The 21,805-nt window shown below is 64.9% G+C and carries 14 protein-coding genes; 4 read left to right on the top strand and 10 right to left on the bottom strand.

Going from position 1 to position 21,805, the window contains the following annotated elements:
• The first annotated feature begins 163 nt into the window (after nucleotides 1-163).
• Nucleotides 164-2,692 (top strand): DUF262 domain-containing protein, encoded by a 2,529-nt coding sequence (locus ACIA3K_RS27035; protein WP_396804465.1) that lies wholly within the window; start codon nucleotides 164-166, stop codon nucleotides 2,690-2,692.
• Nucleotides 2,693-2,754: 62 nt separating this feature from the next.
• The gene (locus ACIA3K_RS27030; RefSeq protein WP_396804464.1) at nucleotides 2,755-3,561 is read left to right on the top strand and encodes a hypothetical protein; all 807 of its coding nucleotides are present in this window, start codon (nucleotides 2,755-2,757) and stop codon (nucleotides 3,559-3,561) included.
• Between the two features lie 1,204 nt (nucleotides 3,562-4,765).
• On the opposite strand, the gene ACIA3K_RS27025 is transcribed toward ACIA3K_RS27030, so the two are convergent.
• The 7 genes from ACIA3K_RS27025 to ACIA3K_RS26995 form a co-directional block, all read right to left on the bottom strand.
• Nucleotides 4,766-5,209 carry an NUDIX domain-containing protein gene (locus ACIA3K_RS27025; protein ID WP_396804463.1) on the bottom strand — a complete coding sequence of 148 codons (444 nt, stop codon included), beginning with the start codon at nucleotides 5,207-5,209 and terminating at the stop codon, nucleotides 4,766-4,768.
• 26 nt (nucleotides 5,210-5,235) lie between these two features.
• Nucleotides 5,236-6,036: a protein phosphatase 2C domain-containing protein gene (locus ACIA3K_RS27020; protein WP_396804462.1), complete on the bottom strand. Its 801-nt coding sequence runs from the start codon at nucleotides 6,034-6,036 to the stop codon at nucleotides 5,236-5,238.
• A gap of 15 nt (nucleotides 6,037-6,051) precedes the next feature.
• Entirely contained in the window at nucleotides 6,052-7,080 is a 1,029-nt protein-coding gene (locus ACIA3K_RS27015) for a hypothetical protein (protein ID WP_396804461.1), read from the bottom strand.
• Nucleotides 7,067-7,804 (bottom strand): TauD/TfdA family dioxygenase, encoded by a 738-nt coding sequence (locus ACIA3K_RS27010; RefSeq protein ID WP_396804460.1) that lies wholly within the window; start codon nucleotides 7,802-7,804, stop codon nucleotides 7,067-7,069. Before ACIA3K_RS27010 ends, ACIA3K_RS27015 begins: the two co-directional genes overlap by 14 nt.
• A gap of 19 nt (nucleotides 7,805-7,823) precedes the next feature.
• On the bottom strand, nucleotides 7,824-8,156 hold the full coding sequence (locus ACIA3K_RS27005) for a hypothetical protein (RefSeq protein WP_145780643.1): 333 nt from the start codon (nucleotides 8,154-8,156) through the stop codon (nucleotides 7,824-7,826).
• Between the two features lie 239 nt (nucleotides 8,157-8,395).
• On the bottom strand, nucleotides 8,396-11,542 hold the full coding sequence (locus ACIA3K_RS27000) for a type ISP restriction/modification enzyme (protein WP_396804459.1): 3,147 nt from the start codon (nucleotides 11,540-11,542) through the stop codon (nucleotides 8,396-8,398).
• 398 nt (nucleotides 11,543-11,940) lie between these two features.
• On the bottom strand, nucleotides 11,941-12,075 hold the full coding sequence (locus ACIA3K_RS26995) for a hypothetical protein (protein WP_396804458.1): 135 nt from the start codon (nucleotides 12,073-12,075) through the stop codon (nucleotides 11,941-11,943).
• A 385-nt stretch (nucleotides 12,076-12,460) separates the two neighbouring features.
• Between ACIA3K_RS26995 and ACIA3K_RS26990 the strand changes: the two genes are divergently transcribed.
• Nucleotides 12,461-13,342 (top strand): helix-turn-helix domain-containing protein, encoded by an 882-nt coding sequence (locus ACIA3K_RS26990; RefSeq protein WP_396804457.1) that lies wholly within the window; start codon nucleotides 12,461-12,463, stop codon nucleotides 13,340-13,342.
• Nucleotides 13,335-13,529: a DUF397 domain-containing protein gene (locus ACIA3K_RS26985; RefSeq protein WP_396804456.1), complete on the top strand. Its 195-nt coding sequence runs from the start codon at nucleotides 13,335-13,337 to the stop codon at nucleotides 13,527-13,529. The genes ACIA3K_RS26990 and ACIA3K_RS26985 overlap by 8 nt, the downstream gene beginning before the upstream one ends.
• A gap of 63 nt (nucleotides 13,530-13,592) precedes the next feature.
• Here the strand turns inward: ACIA3K_RS26985 and ACIA3K_RS26980 are convergent, their stop codons facing one another.
• Genes ACIA3K_RS26980 through ACIA3K_RS26970 form a run of 3 tightly spaced genes read right to left on the bottom strand, consistent with a single transcriptional unit; the run spans nucleotide 13,593 to nucleotide 21,800 of the window.
• On the bottom strand, nucleotides 13,593-14,036 hold the full coding sequence (locus ACIA3K_RS26980; protein WP_396804455.1) for a hypothetical protein: 444 nt from the start codon (nucleotides 14,034-14,036) through the stop codon (nucleotides 13,593-13,595).
• A gap of 34 nt (nucleotides 14,037-14,070) precedes the next feature.
• Entirely contained in the window at nucleotides 14,071-19,002 is a 4,932-nt protein-coding gene (locus tag ACIA3K_RS26975; RefSeq protein WP_396804454.1) for a class I SAM-dependent DNA methyltransferase, read from the bottom strand.
• On the bottom strand, nucleotides 18,999-21,800 hold the full coding sequence (locus ACIA3K_RS26970; protein WP_396804453.1) for a helicase-related protein: 2,802 nt from the start codon (nucleotides 21,798-21,800) through the stop codon (nucleotides 18,999-19,001). The genes ACIA3K_RS26975 and ACIA3K_RS26970 overlap by 4 nt, the downstream gene beginning before the upstream one ends.
• Nucleotides 21,801-21,805: the final 5 nt, after the last annotated feature.

The raw sequence follows: 21,805 nt of genomic DNA, 5'->3' as shown, positions 1-21,805 counted from the left end.
CATTCCAGAGAGAGCGCCGAGCCCGACTCTCACCACGGCTTACATCCAACAAGGCGGCAGTACCACCTCATCGGAAGCGATGTAAGGCTGTACGGCTCTTTGTGATCCGCCTTATGATCGCGTGCCGGAACGGCTCCGGAACGGATGAGGTGACGGCTACCCAATGGTCGCAGCGGCAGAGACGACCCTGCAAGGACTGCTCGAAGGCACGAAGCAGTATCAGGTGCCTCTCTACCAGCGCACCTACTCGTGGCAGGGCCACCAACTGGAGCGGTTGTGGGACGACATCGTCCGACTCGCCGAGGACAGGGTCGAGAACCCGAAAACGACTCACTTCATTGGGTCGCTGGTGCTGGCACCCAGCCCCAACAACGGCCCGGCCGGCGTCGGGGTGTTCTTGGTGGTCGATGGCCAACAGCGATTGACAACCCTGTCCATTCTGCTCTGCGCCATCCGGGACCATCGGGTAGCCACCGAAGATGACAGCCACCGTGACCGACTCACTGGCCAGTATCTGATCAACCAGTGGGTGCCCGAGCGCCGTCTGAAGCTCGTCCCCACCCAGGCCGACCTCGATGCCTATCTCGCCTGCGTGGACTCCTCGGCGCAGGCCGGTGGGGGTGATGTCGGCGCAGCGTACAAGTTCTTCCGTGACAGGCTGGCGGCTTCCGCCGACGCGACACAGGTCAAGAACCTGGAAGATGCAGTGCTCTTCGGATTAGCGCTAGTCTCGGTGATCGCTCACCCCGACGACAACGTCTATCGAATCTTTGAGTCGTTGAACAACACCGGCCTCAAACTGACCCAAGCCGACTTGCTGCGCAACTACCTGTTCATGCGTCTGCCCGACCGCAGCAAAACCGTGTACGACGCGCACTGGCTGCCGTTGCAGCAACGGTTCAACTCAACCGAGTTGGAGACCCTGTTCTGGCTGGACCTGGTGCAGCGCGACCCGCGAATCACACAAGGCGACACGTACGCGCGGCAGCAAGCGCGGCTCGACCGGCTCGGCACAGAAGATGACATCGAGGCCGAGGTGCGTCGATTCGGTCGTCTCGGCCGGCTACTGGAAATCATCCTGCATCCCGACAAGGAGCAGGACTCAGACGTACGTTTCCGGCTGGAGCGATTGCACGCCTGGGGCACGACTACCGTCTACCCGCTCCTGCTGCACTTGCTGGATCGTCGCAGCCTGGGCACTGCAACCAGCGCGCAAGTGGCGTCCGCAATGCGGTACGTGGAGAGCTTCCTCGTCCGGCGGCTGCTGATAGGCCGGGCCACCGCGAACATCAACCGCAATCTGCTGTCCATCGTCACCGAGATGAACAAGGACCTACCGGTCGACCAGGCGGTACACGCCTACCTGTCGGCCGGCCGCAAGTACTACGCGACGGACGCCGACGTACGCCACGCAGTACGCTCGCTGCCGTTCTACACCAACGGACGAGCATCGCAGCGTTCGCTGGTGCTGCGCTGGTTGGAGGAATCATACGACAGCAAGGAGCCAGTCTCTCCAGCAAAGCTGACCATCGAGCACGTCCTGCCGCAAAGCATGGGTCCAGAGTGGCAGCGCATGCTCGCTGCCGACCTCGAACCGCACGAGAACGTCGTCGAGGTGCACGACGCTCTGAAGCACACGTTGGGCAATCTCACGCTGACCGGCTACAACGCCGAGCTGGGTAACAGCCCTTTCGCCGTCAAGCGGGTCGACCTCGCAAGGAGCGGCGTACGCCTCACTCGGGACATCGTCGCCTGTGAGCGCTGGGGGCGACCGCAGATTCATGCCCGGGCCGACGCACTTGCCGAGCGAATCATCAATCTGTGGCCGGGGCCGACCGGGCCTACGGTCGATCAGTCCGAGGTGCGCTGGGACCTCATGGAGGCGGCGCTCTCCGCAATGCCGGCCGGCTCCTGGACAACCTATGGAGACCTCGCTGCGTTGATCGGCACGGCGCCCCAGCCGGTCGGCAACCGGCTACGCGCCGTCCCGGTACCCAACGCCCATCGGGTGTTGCAGGCTGAAGGAACGAAAGCTGGGGGTTTCCGGTGGCCCGACGGACGCACGGACGACCCGGTCGCGGTGCTGAAAGCCGAAGGGGTCGAGTTCGACCAGCACGGCCGGGCCGATCAGACCCAGCGCATCGACCTCGACGAGTTGGCACAACTGACCGGTCTGGCCCCCGACGAGTTGCCACGGCGGCTGCCCCAGCCTCGACCCGGTGACGGGCAGTCCCTCGCCGAACGCTTCACCGAACAGCTCGGGGTACTGCAAGGCCCGGTCGTTGCCGGAGCCACGCTGACACTGCTCGATCGATGGACCGAGATGGGCGGCACGCTCCTCTATGGCGGTGGAGCAGAGACATCCTGCTTCCTGATGGCCCGCGAACGTGGTCACCGTGACGGCGACATTTGGCCGGTGACCCTTTATCCAAGCGGGAAAGTTGAGGTGGTCTTCCAACACATGGCAAGTCGTCCGCCGTTTGACGCCCCGGCGCTGCGTGAACAGTTCCGGCAACGACTTAATCAGCTGCCCGGCGTGAACATCGCCGCCGCGAAACTCTCACTGCGACCCGGCATCCCACTGGCCGTCCTCGCGGATCACGCAGCCGCATCGGCGCTTGTGGAGCACCTTCAGTGGTTCTACGACCAGGCCCACCTATCCGAGGAAGCGGACGAGACGCTCACGGTCTAGCAGGATGGCAGACGCCTTATCCGATATGTCGACCTGCCTTCGCAGCAATCAAGGTGGTAGTCGTGTCTGCGTTGACCAATGAGGTAAAAACCGCCAAGAGCCCGGTGGCCCGTTGGCTCCGCGCGACGTTTCCGCACCACCACGGCGTGCAGGCCGATTATCGAGAGGCCATCGGCCCGGCCCGGGTACTGCCACCCCCGAGCGTTGCGCTCTCGACGCAGGGTGCTGCTATCGATTGGTGGTTGCGGTTCCTGATCGACCCGGCCCCATCAATCGGGCTCGCAGTGACCGGGCTGAGCACGCGGCGAGCGCCGTGCGAACGAGCTGGCCTGGAACTGCTGCACGACCTGGGTGCGGTCGATAGCGACGGCAATCACGTGGGGCCACTCCACCCGGCCCGGTTCAGAGAGCGGTCTGATGAGTGGTGGGCACGGATGTCCTACGCGCTCGCACTCTTGGTCGAGCTGTACCGGGCGGCTCGGGTAGACGGGTCTCGCCTGATGCAACTTGGTCCGGACAGTCGGGCACCCGACCTGCTGGCACTGGCGAACGCCGACGAGGTCGCCGACCTGATTGCGATGCGCGACCTGGCAGTGGGGCAACTGCTACCAGTGCTGCCGGTCGGGCCCGTGGTCACAGGCGCGACCTTCGAGGGCAGTGCCGGTCTCAACGCTGACTCCGATCTCATCGTCGGCGGCGTGCTCGTCGACTTCAAGGCCACCCAGGGGAGGGCCCGGCCGGACGGCAGCCGTGCGGTCGGACTGACCAGGGCCGAAGTCGATCAGTTGCTGGGGTACGTGCTGCTCGACTACTCCAATGCGTTCGCGCTGCACTCGATAGCTATCTACACCGTCCGCTACGGACACTAGGTCGCGTGGCCGCTGGAGGACTTGTGCGCAGAGCTCGCCGGGCGGCCAGTTGACCTCCCCGCCATGCGGCAGGAGTTCAAGCATCTGGTACGGGTCGAGCTGCCAGATCATCGCAGGGCGTCGATCGTCGACAGGATCCGGCGGCGGGTCTCTGCCAGTTAGCCGGTCAGCAGTCGAGGACTCATTCATTGGCGGTATGACGTCGGTGGGTCCAGCGGATTTGAGAGCGCAACACCTAACTCCGATCTCCGTCGAACTCCCGCAGCAGTCAATTATTAGTCACCCCGGCAGGACGAACGGCTGCTTCCGGGGCAACGTCACCGCCAATAGCATCGAGTTCCTCGGATGGAAGAACGAGCTTGCGCTCGGCTTTTCTCTGCCAGATCCCGGTCCGACGGCATCGGAGGCGGCGTGGTAATCAGGCGAACTATCAGCGACTGGTACACCAATGCGGAGGGCCGAGATTCAACTGATTCCCGACATGACTGGGAGAATGACGACCAGCCCGACCGTACGCCTGATGTCTGGCTCGACCGCCTCCAACCTGTAAGTCGCGCAGGCTACACCCGCCCCTCAGGCGGATCTGCCTTCAAGGCCGCTCCGGCCAACGCTGGTCGCCTGACCGAACGCAAGAGGCGAGACCTGGCAGACGCCGCCCGCGATCTCCGGCACCGAATGCCGAACATCAAGGATTCAACGATTGCTCGGCGCCTTCGTCAGGACGGGTGGCCCCAGGTCTCTGTTGAACAGATTCGCGCAGCTCTGCGTGCCTATCCTTCTCCGCGTCACAGGCAGCAGTCCCCTGCTCGTCCTCCGGAGGTCCGGAAAACTGCGACGAAGAAGCCTGGCATCGCTACCGTCACTAGTTCACCCAGCGCGATCAAGCCAACGACGGGAAGCCCGGCGGCCGCACGAGGCCAACAGAGCCTCGCCGAGGTGGCGCATGCCATGCGTGCGAAGTTTCCGCACCTCGACATGAAGAAGCTGACCAAACACGTACGCGGGCGCGGCTGGCCGATGGCGACCGTCAAGCAGGTGGAGGCCGCTCTCCAGCGACCGCGCCCCAAACAGCCGGTCAGCAGCCGGCCGATTGCATCTCGGGCCGTCCGCTCTCCTCACCCAGACACCTGTTTCGCCTGCGGAGTGGTGCCGTCGCTGCTGGGAACCTGCCGCTGCTCCTGACATCAAACGAAGCCCGAACTCGTTACGTCGGCAGCTGGCGGGCGTGCCAGCGCTGGATGGTCCGTTTGTAGGGCTCGGGCATGTGCAATCGCGGCACCTCGTCGTACGTGAAAACGCCGAGCTCTTTGTGTTCGGCCGAGTAGATGAGCTCCTCATCCCCGACGTACGTCGCGCCGAAGCTCACGATGAACACGTGCCGGACCGGCGTGATCTCGTAGACCCAGGAGTCGATTATGTCGACGTCGGTGATGGTCAACCCGAGCTCTTCGGCAACCTCCCGGCAAACACCATCCTCCGGTGTCTCACCTACTTCGAGCTTGCCGCCCGGCAACTCCCACTCGTCGCGCTCGTTCCGCAACAGCGGCACGCGGCCGTGGTGGTCGACGACCAGCTTGACCGAGATCGGTAGCTGGTACTCGAAATACCCCGGGTTCCGCTCGACCAGGTAAGGCGGTCGCTCCGTCACGCGAGAAGTCCTTCCGTGGTGCGGCATCAATTAGCGGTCAGCAGCAGAGCAGCGATGTCGTCGGCCCGCTTGAACCGACCACCGCTGCTGCCGGGTTCGCTTTCCGCGTCCCGGATCAACTTTTCTAGGTAGTGCAGCCCTCGATCACGCGCATCGGGAATCACCTGAGCCCACGAGCGGTAGATCTCGTAGTCGGTGACCAGCCGGGCGAAGCCGTCAGTGCACAGCAGTATGCAGTCGGCGTGCGTCCACTCGCCGGCGGCGCTGTGTGGTCGAAGTTGGCGATTCGGGTGCCCGGAGAAGATCGATTCGACATCACCGGCGGTCATCGTGTGCAGCCGGCGCTGGTGCATGGCCGCGATGACCCGGTCCGCCTCGCCCTCATCTGTCGCGACCGCTGCGGCCTCGCGTCGGTCAAAATAGCCGGTCGACAGCACCACAGGTTGAACGCCCTGGACCACGGCGGTGGCGTCGCCGATTCGAGCGAGGTCGTAGCCGATGCCCTGGTCGACGCAGACCGCGATTGAGCAGGCCGGCGGCACCCGGCTCACGGGGAACGACAGTGCTGTCTGCTCGCGGGCCACATCGTCGGCGATCGACGTCAGGAGCGCGGCGGCGGAGCCCTGATAGTTGTCCGCGCCAGCCTGAGTCAACCGCTCACCGATGCGGTCGACAAGCCACTGCACATCGCTGTCGGCGGGCAGCGCGGCATCGTCGTACAGATCGGTGGCGCCATCGATGACCCAGGCGAGGGTGCCGCGGTGGCCGACGCGGTCTTCATTCGCCCGCGTTCCACCGGCCGAGGTGATCGCTTCTCCTACTTTCATGGGCTGTCCAAACTCTCATGACACCCACGAGGCTGGCACGAACATTCCGGCCCCGATCATGGCGCATCCGATGACGACCGCTGCGATCACCCGGCGAACGCGGCTGTTGTTGACGAGAGAGAACGTACCGAAAACGACAGCTATCGCGCCGGACGCCACGAGCATGAGACGGAGGCCCTCGACGCCGGTGCTCTGGCTGGCGATGTTACTGGCCGTGGCGATGAAGGCCACCACGGCCGCCAGGAGGCCCAGGAGTTGCAGTTGCTGGCCCTTGAACTCGGTCAACTCGGCGCGGAAGCGGGCGTGGGCCTGGGCCCACCGGGCGCGCTCCTGCATCAGATCGATCCGGATCCGGCTCGACTGGTACTGGGTGAGCCGACGCAGGTGGTCCCGCGAGTCGCGCGGCTCAAGTTCGATTGCCTGCGCGACGGCGGCCCTGGCCGCCTCGAACTCGCCGCGCAGCGCCAGCACCCGGCCTTTCGTCTCGTAGTAGTGGGCCGCACGCCCCTGGGTGAGAGTTATCGCCCGGTCGATGTGCCGCTCCACCTGTTCGAGGTCGCGTGCCGGGCTCGGATCCTCCAGGCGTTCGAGGTACTCGACCCAGAACGCCGCCAGCTGATGGATCACCGCCGCGACGTCAGGCATGGAGGCGACGGCCTGGCGGGAGTATTCGACTGAGCTGCGAAGTGAGGCGAGGTCGCCCTTGGCGCGGGCGACGATCGCGCGGAAGGTGTGGAAGTAGGGCTCTGCCCCGAACTCGTCCTCATGGTCTCGGACGACCGAGGCGTACTCCGCGTGGCGTTCCTCGCGCCGTAGCCGCAGCAGGAGAGCGTAGAGCGCCGCGAACCGGGACCGACGGCGAATGGCGTGATCGTCGAGAACGGCGCGCAGCAGCGGCTCGGGGTTGGGGTACGCCTCGACCACCGCCCGGATTGCCTGCGGGAAGGCCGCGTCGGACGGTTGCGGCACCTTCGACAGCGCGGCGACGAGGTGGCTGCGGTCGGGCGCGGAGGACGCCGGCTGGCGCGATCTAGGAACTCGCAATCGAAAACCCCCGGTTCAACCAGGTGTACGGATGGTCGCTGTTGACTCTCGCCAGGAAACGCGCCAAGCTCCGGTCCCCGGTGAAGGCCGTGCGCCCGTGCAGGAACCGGTGATTGTGTACGAGGTAACCGTCGCCCGCACCCAGGTGCAGAGTTTGGGCCGTCTCAGCGATCAGGCGGCGGATCGCGACCACGAGGTCCATACGCCCATCGGTGCTGTACGGCACGGCGATCCGGTCGTCGCGATAGCGGATGCGGGCGTGGCCGACACTGATCTCGACAACCGCCGGGCCTGGCCGACCGGTTGCCGTCCTCAACCGCAGATCGGCGATCTCGCTATCCCCGGCGTGTTGGCGAACGACAGCCAGCACCCGCGCGCCGTCGACCAGTGTGGCGTTTCCCCCGGCCATCGCCGGAGTCAGCATGAGGGTGGCGAGCACGCTGGGGGGCTGCGCGTGCAGACTGCGATCGGTGTGCGGCGACAGGGCCAGATCGGTGAAGCCGGCCTCGTTATCGTCCTCTCTCCTATGTAACCGAGGCTCGATGACGGTCAGCCCGCCGGTAACCTGATGCGGATGGTCGACGGGGGCGGTCCAGCGGTCGAGCAGAGCCCGGACCTCGGCGATCGACCCCTGCCGGATCAGGACGACACCGTCACGGGCGAGTACGCCGGGCACCAGCTCCGGGCTCACCTCAGTCTCGCGCCCCACTTCCACCAGCCGCACACGCCCTGCCTAAGCGCCGTCAATCCTCAGGGTCATCGAGGTCGACGGCCGCCGGAAGCTCCGACCGTGCGGGGGGCTTCACCGGGGCCGGCGTGGGCAACGCACCCAGACCTGCTCGGTCCAGCGCCGTGTGCAGATTGCCGACCAGTTCCTTGAGCACATCTTCCCGGGCCTGGTTGTAGGCGAGTTGTGCGGCAGCGCCGGCGGCGGCTCCGGCACGCTCATAACCGCCCCAGGTGTCCAACCACTCGTAGGAGCCGTTGACACGGCGCATGCGGGCGACCCAGTAGACGGAGCCCTGCTTCCGAACCGTCCAGTAGCTGCCATCGGCCGTGTAGTTCCGGTATGCCATGCCGACCAAGGTATCGATGGAACCCAGCAGGTTGCTACAGCCGTACGTCCACTTCAGACAGCGGCCGAACGCCCGGGACGAGGCCCTTGCGGCGCATCTGCCGGCACCGGTCCAGGCCCGCCAGGCCGAATCCGCCACGGGTGCCCGGGCGACAGCGGCGACCGGACAGAGTGCGCCGCCGGCCTACGTGGCCATCCTGAATTCCGGACCGAGCGCGAGACATGGTCCAACCTAGCCGATCATCGGAAGAGGGGCGGCTGGACATCGATGATCGGCCGTTTCGCTTCATCTGCCGGTGGCAGCATGCCTAAATCCTCAAGCTCTGTCGCCTTCAGAAGAGGTCCATCGAGGATGGCTTTCAGCACGTCGTCCTGCTGCGGCTCGAGGAGCACGCATCCATGGAGCACGGCTAGCAGGTTTCGCAAATCGTCGGTGAAGTCCCACTTGCTGGCAACAATTTCGTTCAGTGGGGACGATTTGCGCACGCGGGGCCGCTTGGAGCGGTAGTCGAACCACTTCTTGACAACTTGCGTGCCACAAACGTCATAATCCCAGACTGCTGAGGGGACGGGACCGAGGGCTCCCTCGCCCACATACAGGGTCAAACTGTCCCGGTCGTACGTGATGCTTTCGGGCATGCGGTCCGCCACCCCTGGTACGGGCACGAGGACATCAGGGCGCAGTTCCCTCGGTGGTCCTAGTGGACGGCCAGCCGACGAGCAGACATAACGCTCACCGTGGGTCTGAAGCCAGATCACTCGTTCACCAAGGCCGACTGCCGCACGCCAAAGGTTGGGGTTCAATGTCAACGGGATCCGCACTCCCGGGGTGCGAAGCTCCGATCGAAATCGCGTCGAGAAGCCGGGGTGCGACGCCACGGCGGCAACATAGGCGAAAACGTCTCCGCAGGTAACGTCGCTACCGAGCTGGCGAGAAAGGTGCTCCATAAGACCAGGGGCGATGTTGGGATGATGACCGCTGACGTCACGGTACCGCGGTAGTACCTTGCCTCCATGATGACCCATGTAGTGGTCGTTATCCGGCACCTCCGCCGCGAACACGACGGCCGGTCCGGAGGTCACCGATTCCGCGAACAGTGTCGTCAGATACGTCTGATGTTTCCCGTGTGTAGACCACAGATCGGGACGGGCTCGATCGACAACCCTCCGGTCGGCAATAACATACTGCCGATCGAAACTCCGGAAAGATACGCGCATGATAGAAACCTGAGGGTCAATATCGCCAGTCAGTGACGCAGGCTGACCGGTGCCGTCGAAGTGCGGCGAGAGTGCGACGGCGATTGCCCTATCCTTAGTTTCCTTCATCAGATCTGGCCGTTCCACCACGGCAGCCAGGCTTAGACGGCGCCACCGCTGGGCCAACGTTTCTTCGTCCGGAGCGTAAACCCATGTTCGGTTGGCTTTGATACCTGGCGATTGCCACGGCATCAGGTCGGCGAGCGCAACGCAGTCGTTCCATATGGCCTGCGAAGCGGGACGGAAGGGAGCCGACCACTTCGCTGGGCAGTCCAACCAGCGACCGCTTGCGGCAGTCAGAGCCTGCAGGGCATCGAATTTTTCTTGCCTGTTGCCGGAGAGGGCAACGTAACGGATCCTGGCGGGTGTTTCCGTATCGGCCGTCTTGGCACGTCCGAATACGCCGATACACAATGGCTGCTGCACGTCTGGGAAAATGCGTGTCGGCACCTCGGGCTGATGCCCTTCAGGAGATAGATCGATGATCCAACCCCAGTCGGCCTGCCGTCGCAGGTACTCACGCATGCCGGCGAAGCCTGGCCCGGTCGTGTAGGCCGACGTGCAGACGAAGGCCACGACTCCCTCCGGGTGCTCAGGATGCGCTTCGAATACCTTCCAGGTGGCCCAGCGCCAAAAGTAGATGTTCAAGTTGTGCAGTTTGAACTCGAGTCTGCCGGTACCGGTGCCTCGAAAAGCGTCGAGCATGCTCGACTTTCCCTTGTTGCTGGCAAGTACGAGCCCTCCCTGATTCTTGGCACGCTCAAGGTAGGGCGGGTTACCGAGAACGACCATGACCCGTTCCTCGGTCTTGACCTTGATTGCTTGCGCCCGGGAGTCAGCAATTGGCCGGTACACGTACGGGCTAACAAGCGTCTCTACGTCAGGATCCTCCAGGGTATCGGTGACGTAGAACCTGACCTTCTCGTCGGCAACCTCCAGTCCCCGCGCTGCGAGATCCTGGTGCAGCCGTAGTTCCGCTACGGCGAAGGGCGCGATCTGGCGTTCAAATCCAACTAAACGACCGAGGAGAGCACGAAGTTCAGCTGGCTCGTCCCCGTGGTCGGCCGCAATCGTCTTCGCTACACGTGCAATGACGCTCAACAGGAAGGTGCCTGTACCCATTGCCGGGTCGACGACCACTACGTCGCGGTCGGCCAGACCTAGCCGTCGGTTCAGCTTGTCGTGCAAGATGCTGTCGACAAACTGGACCATGAAGTCCGCAACGGGCTGCGGCGTGAAGTAGGAACCACTTCCCCGTCGAACCGCTGGGTCGTACAACTCCAAAAAGCGCTCATACAGCTGGTCCGATGTGTCTGTCCGCCAATCTGTCCAGTCACTGGCCTCGATAGCGCGCCGCAGCGTTTGCAGAGCCACGCTGCGCTGCTCAATGCTAGGACCACCGTGGTCCTCGGTGAGGATGGCCAGCGCTCGCCCGACGAGCAGGTGGTTCTTGGCCAGCTCTCGGCCGAGCGTTGGCAGCTCCTTGCCCTCGAACTCGATCCCTGACCGACGCGCCAACAGCAGCCCAAACGTGACGGTCTGCGCGTAGGCGTCGGCGAACAACTCCTCGCTCAGGTGGGGAAACAGCCAGGTGCGCCAGTCGGCTAGATGATCGCTGAAGAGCCGGACCCTCCCACCGAGTCGCTCCTGACCGAGGGTGTCCAACACCTCGTCGCGCAACAATCGGCAAAGTCGTGCCGCGTCTCGGACCAGATGTTCGAGGCGACGATGTTGACGTGGACGCCACGCAAGGAAAGCGTGGAGCACGAGCGCCAGGTTGCCGTTGGCGGGCCGAAGGCGCGCACCGGCCCGATGCAGGTCGCCGTCCATCCGTGCCACTGGCCCCTGCAATTCTCCCCAGCGATACACCGCGAAGGACTGACCATCGGTGTACAGAACGTTTGGAAGCAGCTGAAGCTGGACCCATTGCCTACGCTCCCGGGCCGTGGGATGCCAACCGTGGCCGGGAACACCCCTGCCCGGCGCCTTGAGTTCCACATACCCGATCGGGGCTCCGTCGACGTCGATCAAGTAGTCGGGGCGGATAGCAAGTTCCGGGAGGCGGACCTCGCCGTGTGCCCTGACCGGGCAGCCAATCGCTTGTCCAACCGCAACGAGAAGCTCGACCATTGGTGCCCGCAAGGTGTCCTCCCGAGCAGCCAGTCCCCGCTGAAGGATCGGCGCGACGGAAGCACCGAAGTGAGAAACAGCTGCCTCCAGCACGGCGCCGTACGCTTCAGCAGAACCCCGAGGACCGGGCACGTCGGCCGCACTGCGGGTGCGGGCGCTCCTGTCCATGCGCCCTCAACTCGACCGGTGAGTCGTAAACGTGCCCCCACCACTCAGCTCGCCATGGCTACTCAGAGTCATTAGCCGACCTCCCGCCGTATTGCCACAGCATGCGGCAGGCAGCGAGATAGATCAATGGCGACAGTGCACGTCTGACCAACCGCATGATGCCGGTAGGTACGCACGACAGAGAACGGAGGCGCTGAAGGTGACTGGCCCGACCGGCCCGCCGACGGGGCTCACATCAACATCTGATCTTGCACGTCGCGGCGGAGCGAGCCTTCGCGCTGTTGCCGAAGGACCTGCGCACGCGCTTCGGCAGGCAGCACGCCACCGTGCTCAACAACGACCTGCTGGAGATCCCGCTCAGCCATCAGGCGGAGCTGGTGGCCGAGCTACGGCGGCGCGGTTACGAGGTGCACCGCGATGACGCCGATCAACGTGCTCGACGGCCGCAGCTCCAGCCCGCTGCCCGGCTGACCGCGACTCCCCCGCGCCGACCGCCGGCTCCGGGCGACACGCCGGAGCCGGCGGCAAATTCCGATCACTCTGAAAGACATACAGAACCCCCATTGGTACGCCGACAATCGTCGTGTGGGAATTGCGCGTACATGACTGCTGCCGGGAGCGTCTTGTATGGTCAGACGCGTATCGCTATTGCTGTAGTGGTGCCGACAAAGAATGGCCTAACGGCAACGGTTCCACGTTTCAGCGATGGCGTTCGGATGTAACACCATGCAACACGGAGAGGGGTGGCGGATGGCCGACGACATGGGATCGACAGTGCCGCGACGGCAGCTCGGGCGAGCGCTGCGCGACCTACGCACCGAGGCCCGGATAACGCTGGACGGCGCGTCCGAGGCGATGCAGTTCAGCCGGCAGAAGCTGTGGCGCATCGAGACCGGTCTCGGCCCGGTCCGCACTGTGGACGCCAAGGCCATGTGCGAGCTGTACGGGGCGACGCCCGACCTGACCGGCGCCCTCACCGCCCTGGCCGCTGAGACCAAAGCCAAAGGCTGGTGGCACTCGTACGGCGACGCCGTCCCCGACTGGTTCGAGCTGTACGTCGGCCTGGAATCCGCCGCGTCGCAGCTGCGGGGGTACGACGAGTCGCTGATTCCCGGCCTCTTGCAAACAGAGGCCTACGCCAGGGACGTCTATCAAAATCGAACCGAGATGAGCGAGGACGAGATCGATCAGCTCATCAGCATCCGACTTCAGCGGCAGGGCCTCCTACGGCGACGGCTGCCGAAGGCACCTCAGCTCACCTCGGTGCTCGCCGAGGCGCTACTGATCAAGCAGATCGGCAGCCGCAGGGTGATGGCCGACCAGCTCCGACACCTGAGCGACCTCACTGGCCTGCCGAACATCTCCATCCGGGTCCTGCCACTGTCCGTTGGGGCGCACTACGGCGCGCTGGCCGGCACCTTCATGATGCTTGACTTCCCTTTAACCAACCGGGTCGTCCCGGAGCCGTCGGTCGTCTACAGCGAGTCGCTGACCGGTGCCCTGTATCTCGATCGGCCCGAGGAGATCGCCGCCTACGAGATGGTCTGGGCGAGTCTTACGTCCCTGGCTCTCGATGAGCAACAATCGAGGCAACTCATCAGCAAGATCGTCGAAGAGGTTCATCATGACTGAGCTGACCGGTGCCCAGTGGCGCAAGAGCACCCGCAGCGGTGACAACGGTGGCGCGTGTGTCGAGGTCGCCGACAACCTGCCCGGCCTCGTCGCGGTACGCGACAGCAAGGACCCGGCGGGACCAGCCCTCACCTTCTCCCCCGCGGCCTGGACCAGCTTCGTTCAGGTCACGAAGTCCGAGCACTGACATGCACGGCGGACGGGAGCGCAGCTGGCGGACGCGCCGGACGCGCTCCCGTCCGGCAATCGGTCAGGAGGTCGCGTCCCCAATCGCTGGCTGAGTCACATCCTCGAACAACGACCACCGGTTCCGCCACGCCTCCACGTCCTTCGGGTAGATGGCCGTGTGACGGCTTTCCGGGTTACGCGGGCGAACACCGCCGACGCTCGCCATGAACTCGTCGTGCCGCTCGCGCACGCCGGCACGCAGATCGTCTCCGGGCACGACATAGAAGTCCCGATGTCCCTCGGTCACGCCCACGAGGACGTAGACGTCAACCGACATCGCCGTCATCCGGTCGATGTCCGCGATCATCCAGGTGCCCTGCGCAGCAACCTGCACGGCCGCCTTCCGTCCGTTGATCGTTACGAAGGTCTGCGGACCGTTCAGGCTCGCCGAATAGCCGCGCAACAAAGCCTCAGCCACTGCTAGGTGTCGCCCAGCCTGGTGCTTCTGGTGGTTACTCGGAGCCATCTGCTCTCCTTCGGGGTCGAAGAGGGGTAGCGAGCTACGACGGCCGCCAACCCGCGTCGACCGCATCCTGAAGCCGCTTACTGAATAGTGCATGCGCTTGCCGATATTCGTTCTCGCGATCCACCTTGTAGAAGGGCGCCGAATATCCTTCTGGCACTGGGTTCCGCTCCGGATCGTCGAGGTATGCAACCAGTTGCTCGTAATGGCCCTTCGTCTGCCCGACCCCGTAGGCGTGGTGATTACCGGCAATCTTCCTGCCTGACGAATCAAACCAGATACTTGCCTCATAGTCGGCCATGATCGGATAGCGTGCACGGTAAACAGCTAACAGCTCATCGCAAGTTATGCCCAGCCAAACCGAAACCAATGCATCAATTTCCACGCTGGCGGCCCTGCGCTCATACTCACTACGCAGTGGGGTGGTCGGCTCCCAATAGGGAGTTAGGCTGATCGGGGCAATCTCACTGCTGCCAGCAAGGTTCGGCCAGTTCACTGCCCATCTCTCGAAGTCGACCCACGCTTCATCGTAGAGTTCCTCCCATAGCGACCAATAATGCCGAGTGAGGCAGTTAAGTCGAAGCGTTCGCAATAGCAACGCAGCCTCAAGTGGATGCCCAGTCATCGCCGCCGGCATTTTTCGCGCCTCACCAATCCTGACATCCGCTCGGGCCGTGATCCGAAGCAGATAGTCCAGCGGTAGAGACGCCCAAAATCCTGCGGCTAGCACCGTCTCACGATTGCCCTTCGCGACCACCGATTCGAGCGTGCGAAGGTGGGCGGGACCAGGCGACAGAATAGCAGCAAACAGGCTTCGCTCCGTATCAAATGCGATCATCCTTCGCCATGTTAGACGGAAGAAATCCGTGTAACGTCCATCGCCCCACTCAGTCTGTGCCGCCCGATATCGATCCCAGTTGGTGGCCCTGCGGTAGTTAACTCTTGGAACCGCCAACTCCGGCAGTACACGGAGATCCCAAGCAGTCCAATCACGGTTGGTTCGGCAAGGATCGTTTGGCTGCTTAAGAAATGGAGATGCTACCCCAATGTGAGGGCCCTGAAGAATAACTTCTTCCATCCTCCCGGGAGTCGAGGTATCCCATTTTATTAGGCCATCTCGACGAGCCTCGGATTCATCGTAAGCGCGACTCGGAAGCAGATCTTGCGTTGCCATCCTGTGCGGATAGGACGCCAGAGCCTCAATGGCACCTTGCTCCTCTGCCGTGACTGGGTACAGCAGGGGGGTCTGCCTCGTAGGACCATCATGGTCACCGAGGCGCTGCCATCGTGAAAGCAGAAGGTCGTCAATCCCGACGAGTCGAGCACGGTGGGGTCGGATTTCCCAGGCACCCTTGTGCTTGATTCCTGGGATTTCACCGGACCCGTCGTGAACCAAGGATCCAGTGAGGGTGCTTGGATCGAAGAGCCAACTAGCATGAACAAATTCTACATCCCGCGGAAAACCGTACACATGGATCGCAAATTCAGTATTGGCATGAATTTCCGGGAAGACGCCCTTGCGGTTATGGAAGTGCGCGTGGAATCGCAGACGCTCGAAGGAAGCTTCCCGCAGCCTTGCCTCCTTAGACCCACCCAGGTGTGTGTCAGGATGGATCAGACCAGCCACCCCTGCGCGACCAAGGAGAACCCATACACGACACATAAAAGCGCGATAGAGGTCGAGTTGAGTACCAACCAAGAGAGGGTAAGTAGCAGCGCCACCGATCATCGCTACTAAGCCGACATTGCTTGCAAACTCCGTCATGAACATCTTCGCAGTAGTTTCACGAGAGGCCAGCACAGATGCCTTTCGCTCACGCACCGCTGACATTGACGGCTTGTCACTTAATGCGAACCACGGGTCCCACTCTGCCAACAGCCCGTCTTCTTGCCATCGAGGCCGCACCCAAGGCGGGTTGCCGACCTGGAGGTCGAAGCCACCCATAGCGAACGCCTGAACAAAGGTCAGTTCCCAATGGAAGCATCCTTGCTGCTCGGCGATTTGATCGGCCGCGAGCAGCCATGGGAAACGATCGGAAAGGGTTAGAGTAGAGTCGACGCCGATGACGCCGTCGAGCTTTTGCTCGAAATCGCTCATCTCGTTTAGGCTGGTGAACTTCTGACCGTAGAACCGCGCGGTGTCCTCGTCCAGGTCACGCCGCCCGACGAGCGCCTCGGCGAAGGTCAACCAGTCATCCAGGTTGGACAGCGGCACCTGCTGCCGGAGCTGTTCCGCGACCGTCATCCGCCGGGTGCCGGTCGCCTTGGTCGGCATCTTCATCTGCTGCGGCTGCACGTTGCCGTAGAGATCCTGAGTCTCGTAGACCACCGGTTCCTCGTACGCCGGCTCGTCCTTGATGTGGGAGACCTGGACGGGCGCGGCCGGGTAGGCCGGGTCCGAGCCGTCCAACAGCCCGACCTTGTCCAGCGGCCAGAACCACAGCGCGCACCAGACGTCCATCAGGGTCTTGAGCCGCCAGTACGGCGTGCCCGGCGCGGTCAGGTCGGCAAGGATCTCGTCCCGGGGCACCGCCTCAGTAACGGCCGGCAGGTCGTCAGCACCCCAGACCTTGATGTCGCGGCGGATCTCCCGCTCGGAGATGTCGAGCCGCTGCTGCACCAGCCCCCACAGGAACTCGACCCGCCGAGCCAGCGCCTGCAAGCGCTGCACCTGCGAGTTCTTCCCCTTGGCGGACGGCGTGCGCTTCATCGCCGTACGCCAGGCTTTCAATCGGGCGGTCTCAGCCGGCGCCAGCTCGCGGGCCTCCTTCTCCCCCGCGACCGCGCCCCACCCGTCGGCGGGGAGCAGGAAGTGGTGGATGGTGCCCTCGTCGATCGGCCCGTCCCGGAAGGGCTGCTCCTTCGGCGCGGTGGTGAGCCAGGACTTGTCGGCGAGCTGCTTCGCGGTGTAGGTCTTGCGGCCGGCGCCGATGAGGGAGTTGCCGCGTTGCAGGTGCAGGCCGAACCAGGGTGCCTGGAGGCCGGCGTGCATGACGTTGAGCCAGAGCGACACCTCGGCCAGCTCGACGGCGGTGCGGTTGAGGTCGACGCCGTAGCTGTTGTGCAGGGCGATGTACGCCTTCACCCGCTGGAGTTCGAGGTGGTAGTCCTCCGGGTCGAGGGTGACGTCCAGTTCCTTCTGCCGGCGGCGTAGGTATTCGGCGGCGACCTGGTTGATCGCCTCGTTGAGGAACGCGCCGGAGCCGAGGGCCGGCTCGCAGATCGTCCAGTCCAGCAGTTCGCGGGCCGGGGTGATGGTGTCGTCCTGGTCGAGCCGGTACTTGAGGGCGAGCTGGACGGTGACCTCGGTCAGCGACTGCGGGGTGTAGTAGGAGGCGCTGGTCTGCCGGTCCCGGCCGGCGAGCCGGTAGACGAACTGGCCCGCCTCGTAGCAGACCCGACTGCGGACCCCGGTGTACGGGTTCTCCTTGTAGACGAAGACGTTGTCGTCGTACTCGTCGGTCTTGGAGGCCGGGATCATCCACGAGCCGTCCTTCGGGTCGCCGTTCTTGGCGACCTCGTAGAGCTGCTCGGTGGCGACGAAACCGGTGTACGACATCAGGCCCTCGTAGACCGCGCCGAGCTGGTTGATGCCGAGCTGGGCGTACGAGATGAAGCCGCCGCGGCGCTTCTTGCCGCCCTTGGTGAGCATCAGCCGGCGCAGCACCTCGTAGAGGACCTTGTTGCGCAGCCGGGTGTCGATCTTCGGGGCGTCGTCGTCGTCGGGGTCGCTGCCCGGTTCGGCGATCAGTCGGCCGATGAGTTTGGTCTTCTCCGGCAGGAACAGGTCCGACTTCATGGGCTCGAAGCGCAGCCCCTCGCCCTCGCTGGCCTTGTCGGCGATCTCCGCGCCGCCGCGCGCCCGGTGCCCGTCGTTGACCATGCGGAAGAGCAGGTCCAGCGACTCGTACAGGTGGGTGCCGTCCTCTGCGGAGGGGGCGAGGCGGCGGGAGACGAGGTCACCGAGGCGGGCGAGGCTGTAGCCCTCGACGTACTGGGGGTCGTTGACCGGCAGCACGCCCAGCTCGGGGCGGGCCTCGGCGTAGAGCAGGAACAGGATGCGGTACAGGTAGCGCAGCGACTCCCGGCCGAGTTCCTTGGCCAGCTCGTCGAGGGCCATCACCTGCTGCGGTTGGTAGCCGGCCCGCCGGATCTGGTCGAGGACCTCGTTGGCGATGAGTTCGACGGAGACCTTCAGACCCTCGCGGAGTTCGCTGGACACGCCCACGGCGTGCTGGCGGGAGCCGGCGACCAGGTCAGCGAGGGGTTCGGTGCCGCCCTCGGCGGGTGGGCGCAGCGAGTCGGCGCCGAAGAGCGCGGCGACGACGTCCAACTCCTTGTCGTCGTTGCGGGCGTACGCGGTGTCGAGGCTGACGGCCAGGTAGCGGCCCTCACCCCAGACCGTGCGGTCGGCGAGGGTGACCACACCACCGCTGAGGATCAGCACGTAGCGGGGCTTCGGACTGTCGGCGGCGAACAGCAGGGAGGCGAGTTTGGCGCCCGTCTCGATGGTCTCGGTGCTCGACAGGGTGAGCGGGTCGAGCAGGCGGCCGGCGTCGTCCGGGTCCTGGGCGGCCTCGGTGTCGACCGCCCAGCCGCAGTCCAGCGCCACGATGCCGTGCGCGGTGCCCAGCTCGGCGTGGGCGACGTGGACCTCGTACTCCTGGGCGTTGCGCTCGACGGTGATGGTCTGCGGCTGCGGGTCGAAGCCGAGCGCCCGCAGCACGTCCTGGTGCTGCTTGCGCAGCCGCTCCGGGTCGAAGAAGTCGACGTCGGTCAGCTCGGTCTTGGCGTCGAAATACTGCCGGCGCATGCCGCGCAGCAGGGTACGCGGCGTCTGCTCGCCGTTCTTCTCGGCTGCGGTCCACCGCTTGACCAGATCACTGCCCTTGAGGGTGGTGGGCAGGATCTCGGCCAGGTAGTGCGCGGAGAGGTACTCGCCACGGTTGGTCAGCGACTCGAAGCTCATGCGGCGTTCTCCTGCGACGGTACGAGGACGGCGAGCACCCGCAGCAGCGGGTCACCCGTGGTTTCTAAGCGGTCGAGCAGGTCGTGCTGCTCCTGGACGGTGGTGTCGACGCGCTGGCGTCGCTTCTCCCGATGCGCGCCGGGCAGCTCATCGAAGAGGCTCGCCTGTTGGAAGGCGCTCAGCTGCTCGCGATATTTGCGCAACGGCTCGGCGTTCACCTCGGCCCACTCGTCGCGCTTGCCCTCCAGGTACCGCCGGGCCACCTGGACGGCCTCCGGCAGCAGCTCCTTCAGCGGAGCGATGGCGATGGTCTCCGCGCGGTTGACCATCGTCGGGCCGACGTTCGCCTCCCGCAGCACCTCGTCCATGGCCCGGATGGTTGGCGCGGCGGGGAGGTCGGAGACGGCCATCCACTGCACGACGGTGGGTTGGCCGAGGCGGTTGGCGTAGACGCCCTGGATCAGGAACGTGGGCGCGGCCACGTCGGCGGTGAGCACCTGGGCCTGCTGGCGGCCCAGCCGGATCAACACCTTGTCGACCAACCAGTCGACCATCGGGTGCACGTCGCTGAGGAAGGCGATGTCCGGCCACATCGGGGTCTTGCTCTGTCGGGCCTGGTCGAGTTTGCGCTGGGCGAGCGGACGGTCGAAGGTGACCTTGAGCCGCAGGTCCTCGCCCTCCCGGTGCGCCCGCAGGTAGGAGCGGGGCAGGTCGGTGAGCCGGTGCACCAGGTCGTCGGGCGCGAGGAAAGTCAGCAGCTCGTCTTCGCGGCGCAGGTCGATGTGGTCCTCGGGGCGATCCTCGTAGATCTCGTAGAGGGCCGTGTCGACGAAGTCCTGCGTCGAGTCGAAGAGCTTGGGGACTCGGGCCTGCAACACGTCCGCCGTCACGGGCGCGGTGCCGACCTCACCGAAGAGGTCGGCCATCACGTCGACCTCGGCGTGGGCGGCCTCGTAGGACTCGTCCACCGACTTGCCGGCGAGCAGATCGCGGACCAGCCGGTCCTCCTCGGCCTTCGCGTCGAACTGACCGGTCAGGGCCTCGACGCTGCCGAGGCTTCGGTGCGCGGTCTCCTCACGGTTGAGCAGCTTCTCAGCGACCGTCCGGTCGTCCTTCGCGTCATCGCGGTCGGAGGTGAGGATCAGCGCGAGGAACTGCGGTTGGTGCTTCTGCCCGTACCGGTCGATACGGCCGTTGCGCTGCTCGATCCGGATCAGGCTCCACGGGATGTCGTAGTGGATCAGGTGGTGGCACTGCTGGTGCAGGTTCACACCCTCGGAGGCGACGTCGCCGGTGAAGAGCAAGCGGACGTCACTGCCGGCCAGCTCGAACTCCTGCAGGATCGTCTGCTCATCCTTGTCGGCCACGCCGCCGTGCAGCACCCGGATCGCGTTGGGCTTGAGGCCGAGCAGCCCGGGGACCACCTCGGCGAGCCACTTGATGGTCGACACCCGCTCGGAGAAGACCACCGCCCGGGTTTCGCTGCCCTTACCGACGCCAATCTTCCGCAGCTCGTCGACCAGCCCCTTGAGCTTGCTGGAATCCTGGTCGGTCATCGCGGACGTCAGCTCCGCGAGCCGGTCCAGCGCCGCCCGCTCCGTACCGGTGGCCTTCTTCCGCCGGTTGGTCACCGTCTCGTGCAACGCCCGGTGCGAGGACAGAAACGACTTCAACAAGGTGTACGGAAAGAGCCGGTGCTGACCCGTGATCGCCTCGTCGGACCACTTGCCGGCCAGCCACACGTCGGTCAGCTCGTCGAAAAACTGCTCCTCGATCGGTGTCGCCGCGCAGTGCAGCGCCTGCGACGTGCCGCGGTCGGCCCAACGGTCGCCGATCTGGTCGCGTACCTCCGGGCTGACCTTCGTGCGGCGCAGGTAAAGGTGCGCGATGTCGCTGGCCTGGTAGTCCTTCTCGTTGGCGATCGCCGCCGGGTCGAGCAGCGAGATCAACTGGGCGAACGACTCCTTGTCACCGTTGTGCGGGGTGGCGCTGGCCAGCAGCAGCGCATCGGTCTTCGCAGCCAGGCGGCGGGCCAGCTCGTTGCGCTGGGTGCCCTTGTTGATGAGATTGTGCGACTCGTCGATGACGACCGCGTCCCAGGTCGTGGCGTCGAGGTGGTGGCCGAACTGGCCGGCGTCCTTGAGGGTGTCGACCGAGATGATGGCCCGTTTGAAGTACGTGAACGGGTTGCGGCCCGCCGGGATCTCCTGCTGGATGCGCTGGATGCCGGTCGAGTCGAGCCGCACGAGCGGGATGGCGAACCGCGTCCACAGCTCACGCTGGAACTGCTCAAGCACCTGCTGCGGCGAGACCACGAGGATGCGCTCACCGCGACCCCGGCGGATCAGCTCGGCGAGGATCAGCCCGATCTCCAGCGTCTTGCCCAGGCCGACCACATCCGCGAGCAGAATCCGCGGCCGCAGACCGGACAGCGCCAGCTCGACGGGTCGCTGCTGGTAGGTCAGCGGGTCCAGCAGGAACCGGTCGGCGAGGGCCAACCCTCGCTCGGTGCGGGGCAACGGAGTACGCCGCAGCACCGCCTCCAGGAAGAGACGGCTCTGCCGGAATCGCGACGAGGTGTCCTGGACGAGTTCCGTCTCCCCGGGCACCAGCGGCGTGATGTCCTCCAGCTCGGTGAAGAAGGTCGCCTCCACGTCCTGCACGAACTCGGAGACGCCGACCGCCTTCACCATCGTGCCGTCCGCGGTGCCGGTCTTGACGCTGCGAATCAGCCACTCCTCGTCGCGGACGACGATGCGGGAGCCCGGGGCGAAGGTCGCGGCCTGGGTGGTGGTCATCGGTG

Origin of the sequence: Micromonospora sp. NPDC051543 (assembly GCF_044454415.1) — a bacterium.
GTDB lineage: Bacteria > Actinomycetota > Actinomycetes > Mycobacteriales > Micromonosporaceae > Micromonospora.
The sequence above is the reverse complement of the archived record's forward strand: the minus strand, read 5'-3'. Positions and strand labels throughout refer to the sequence as shown.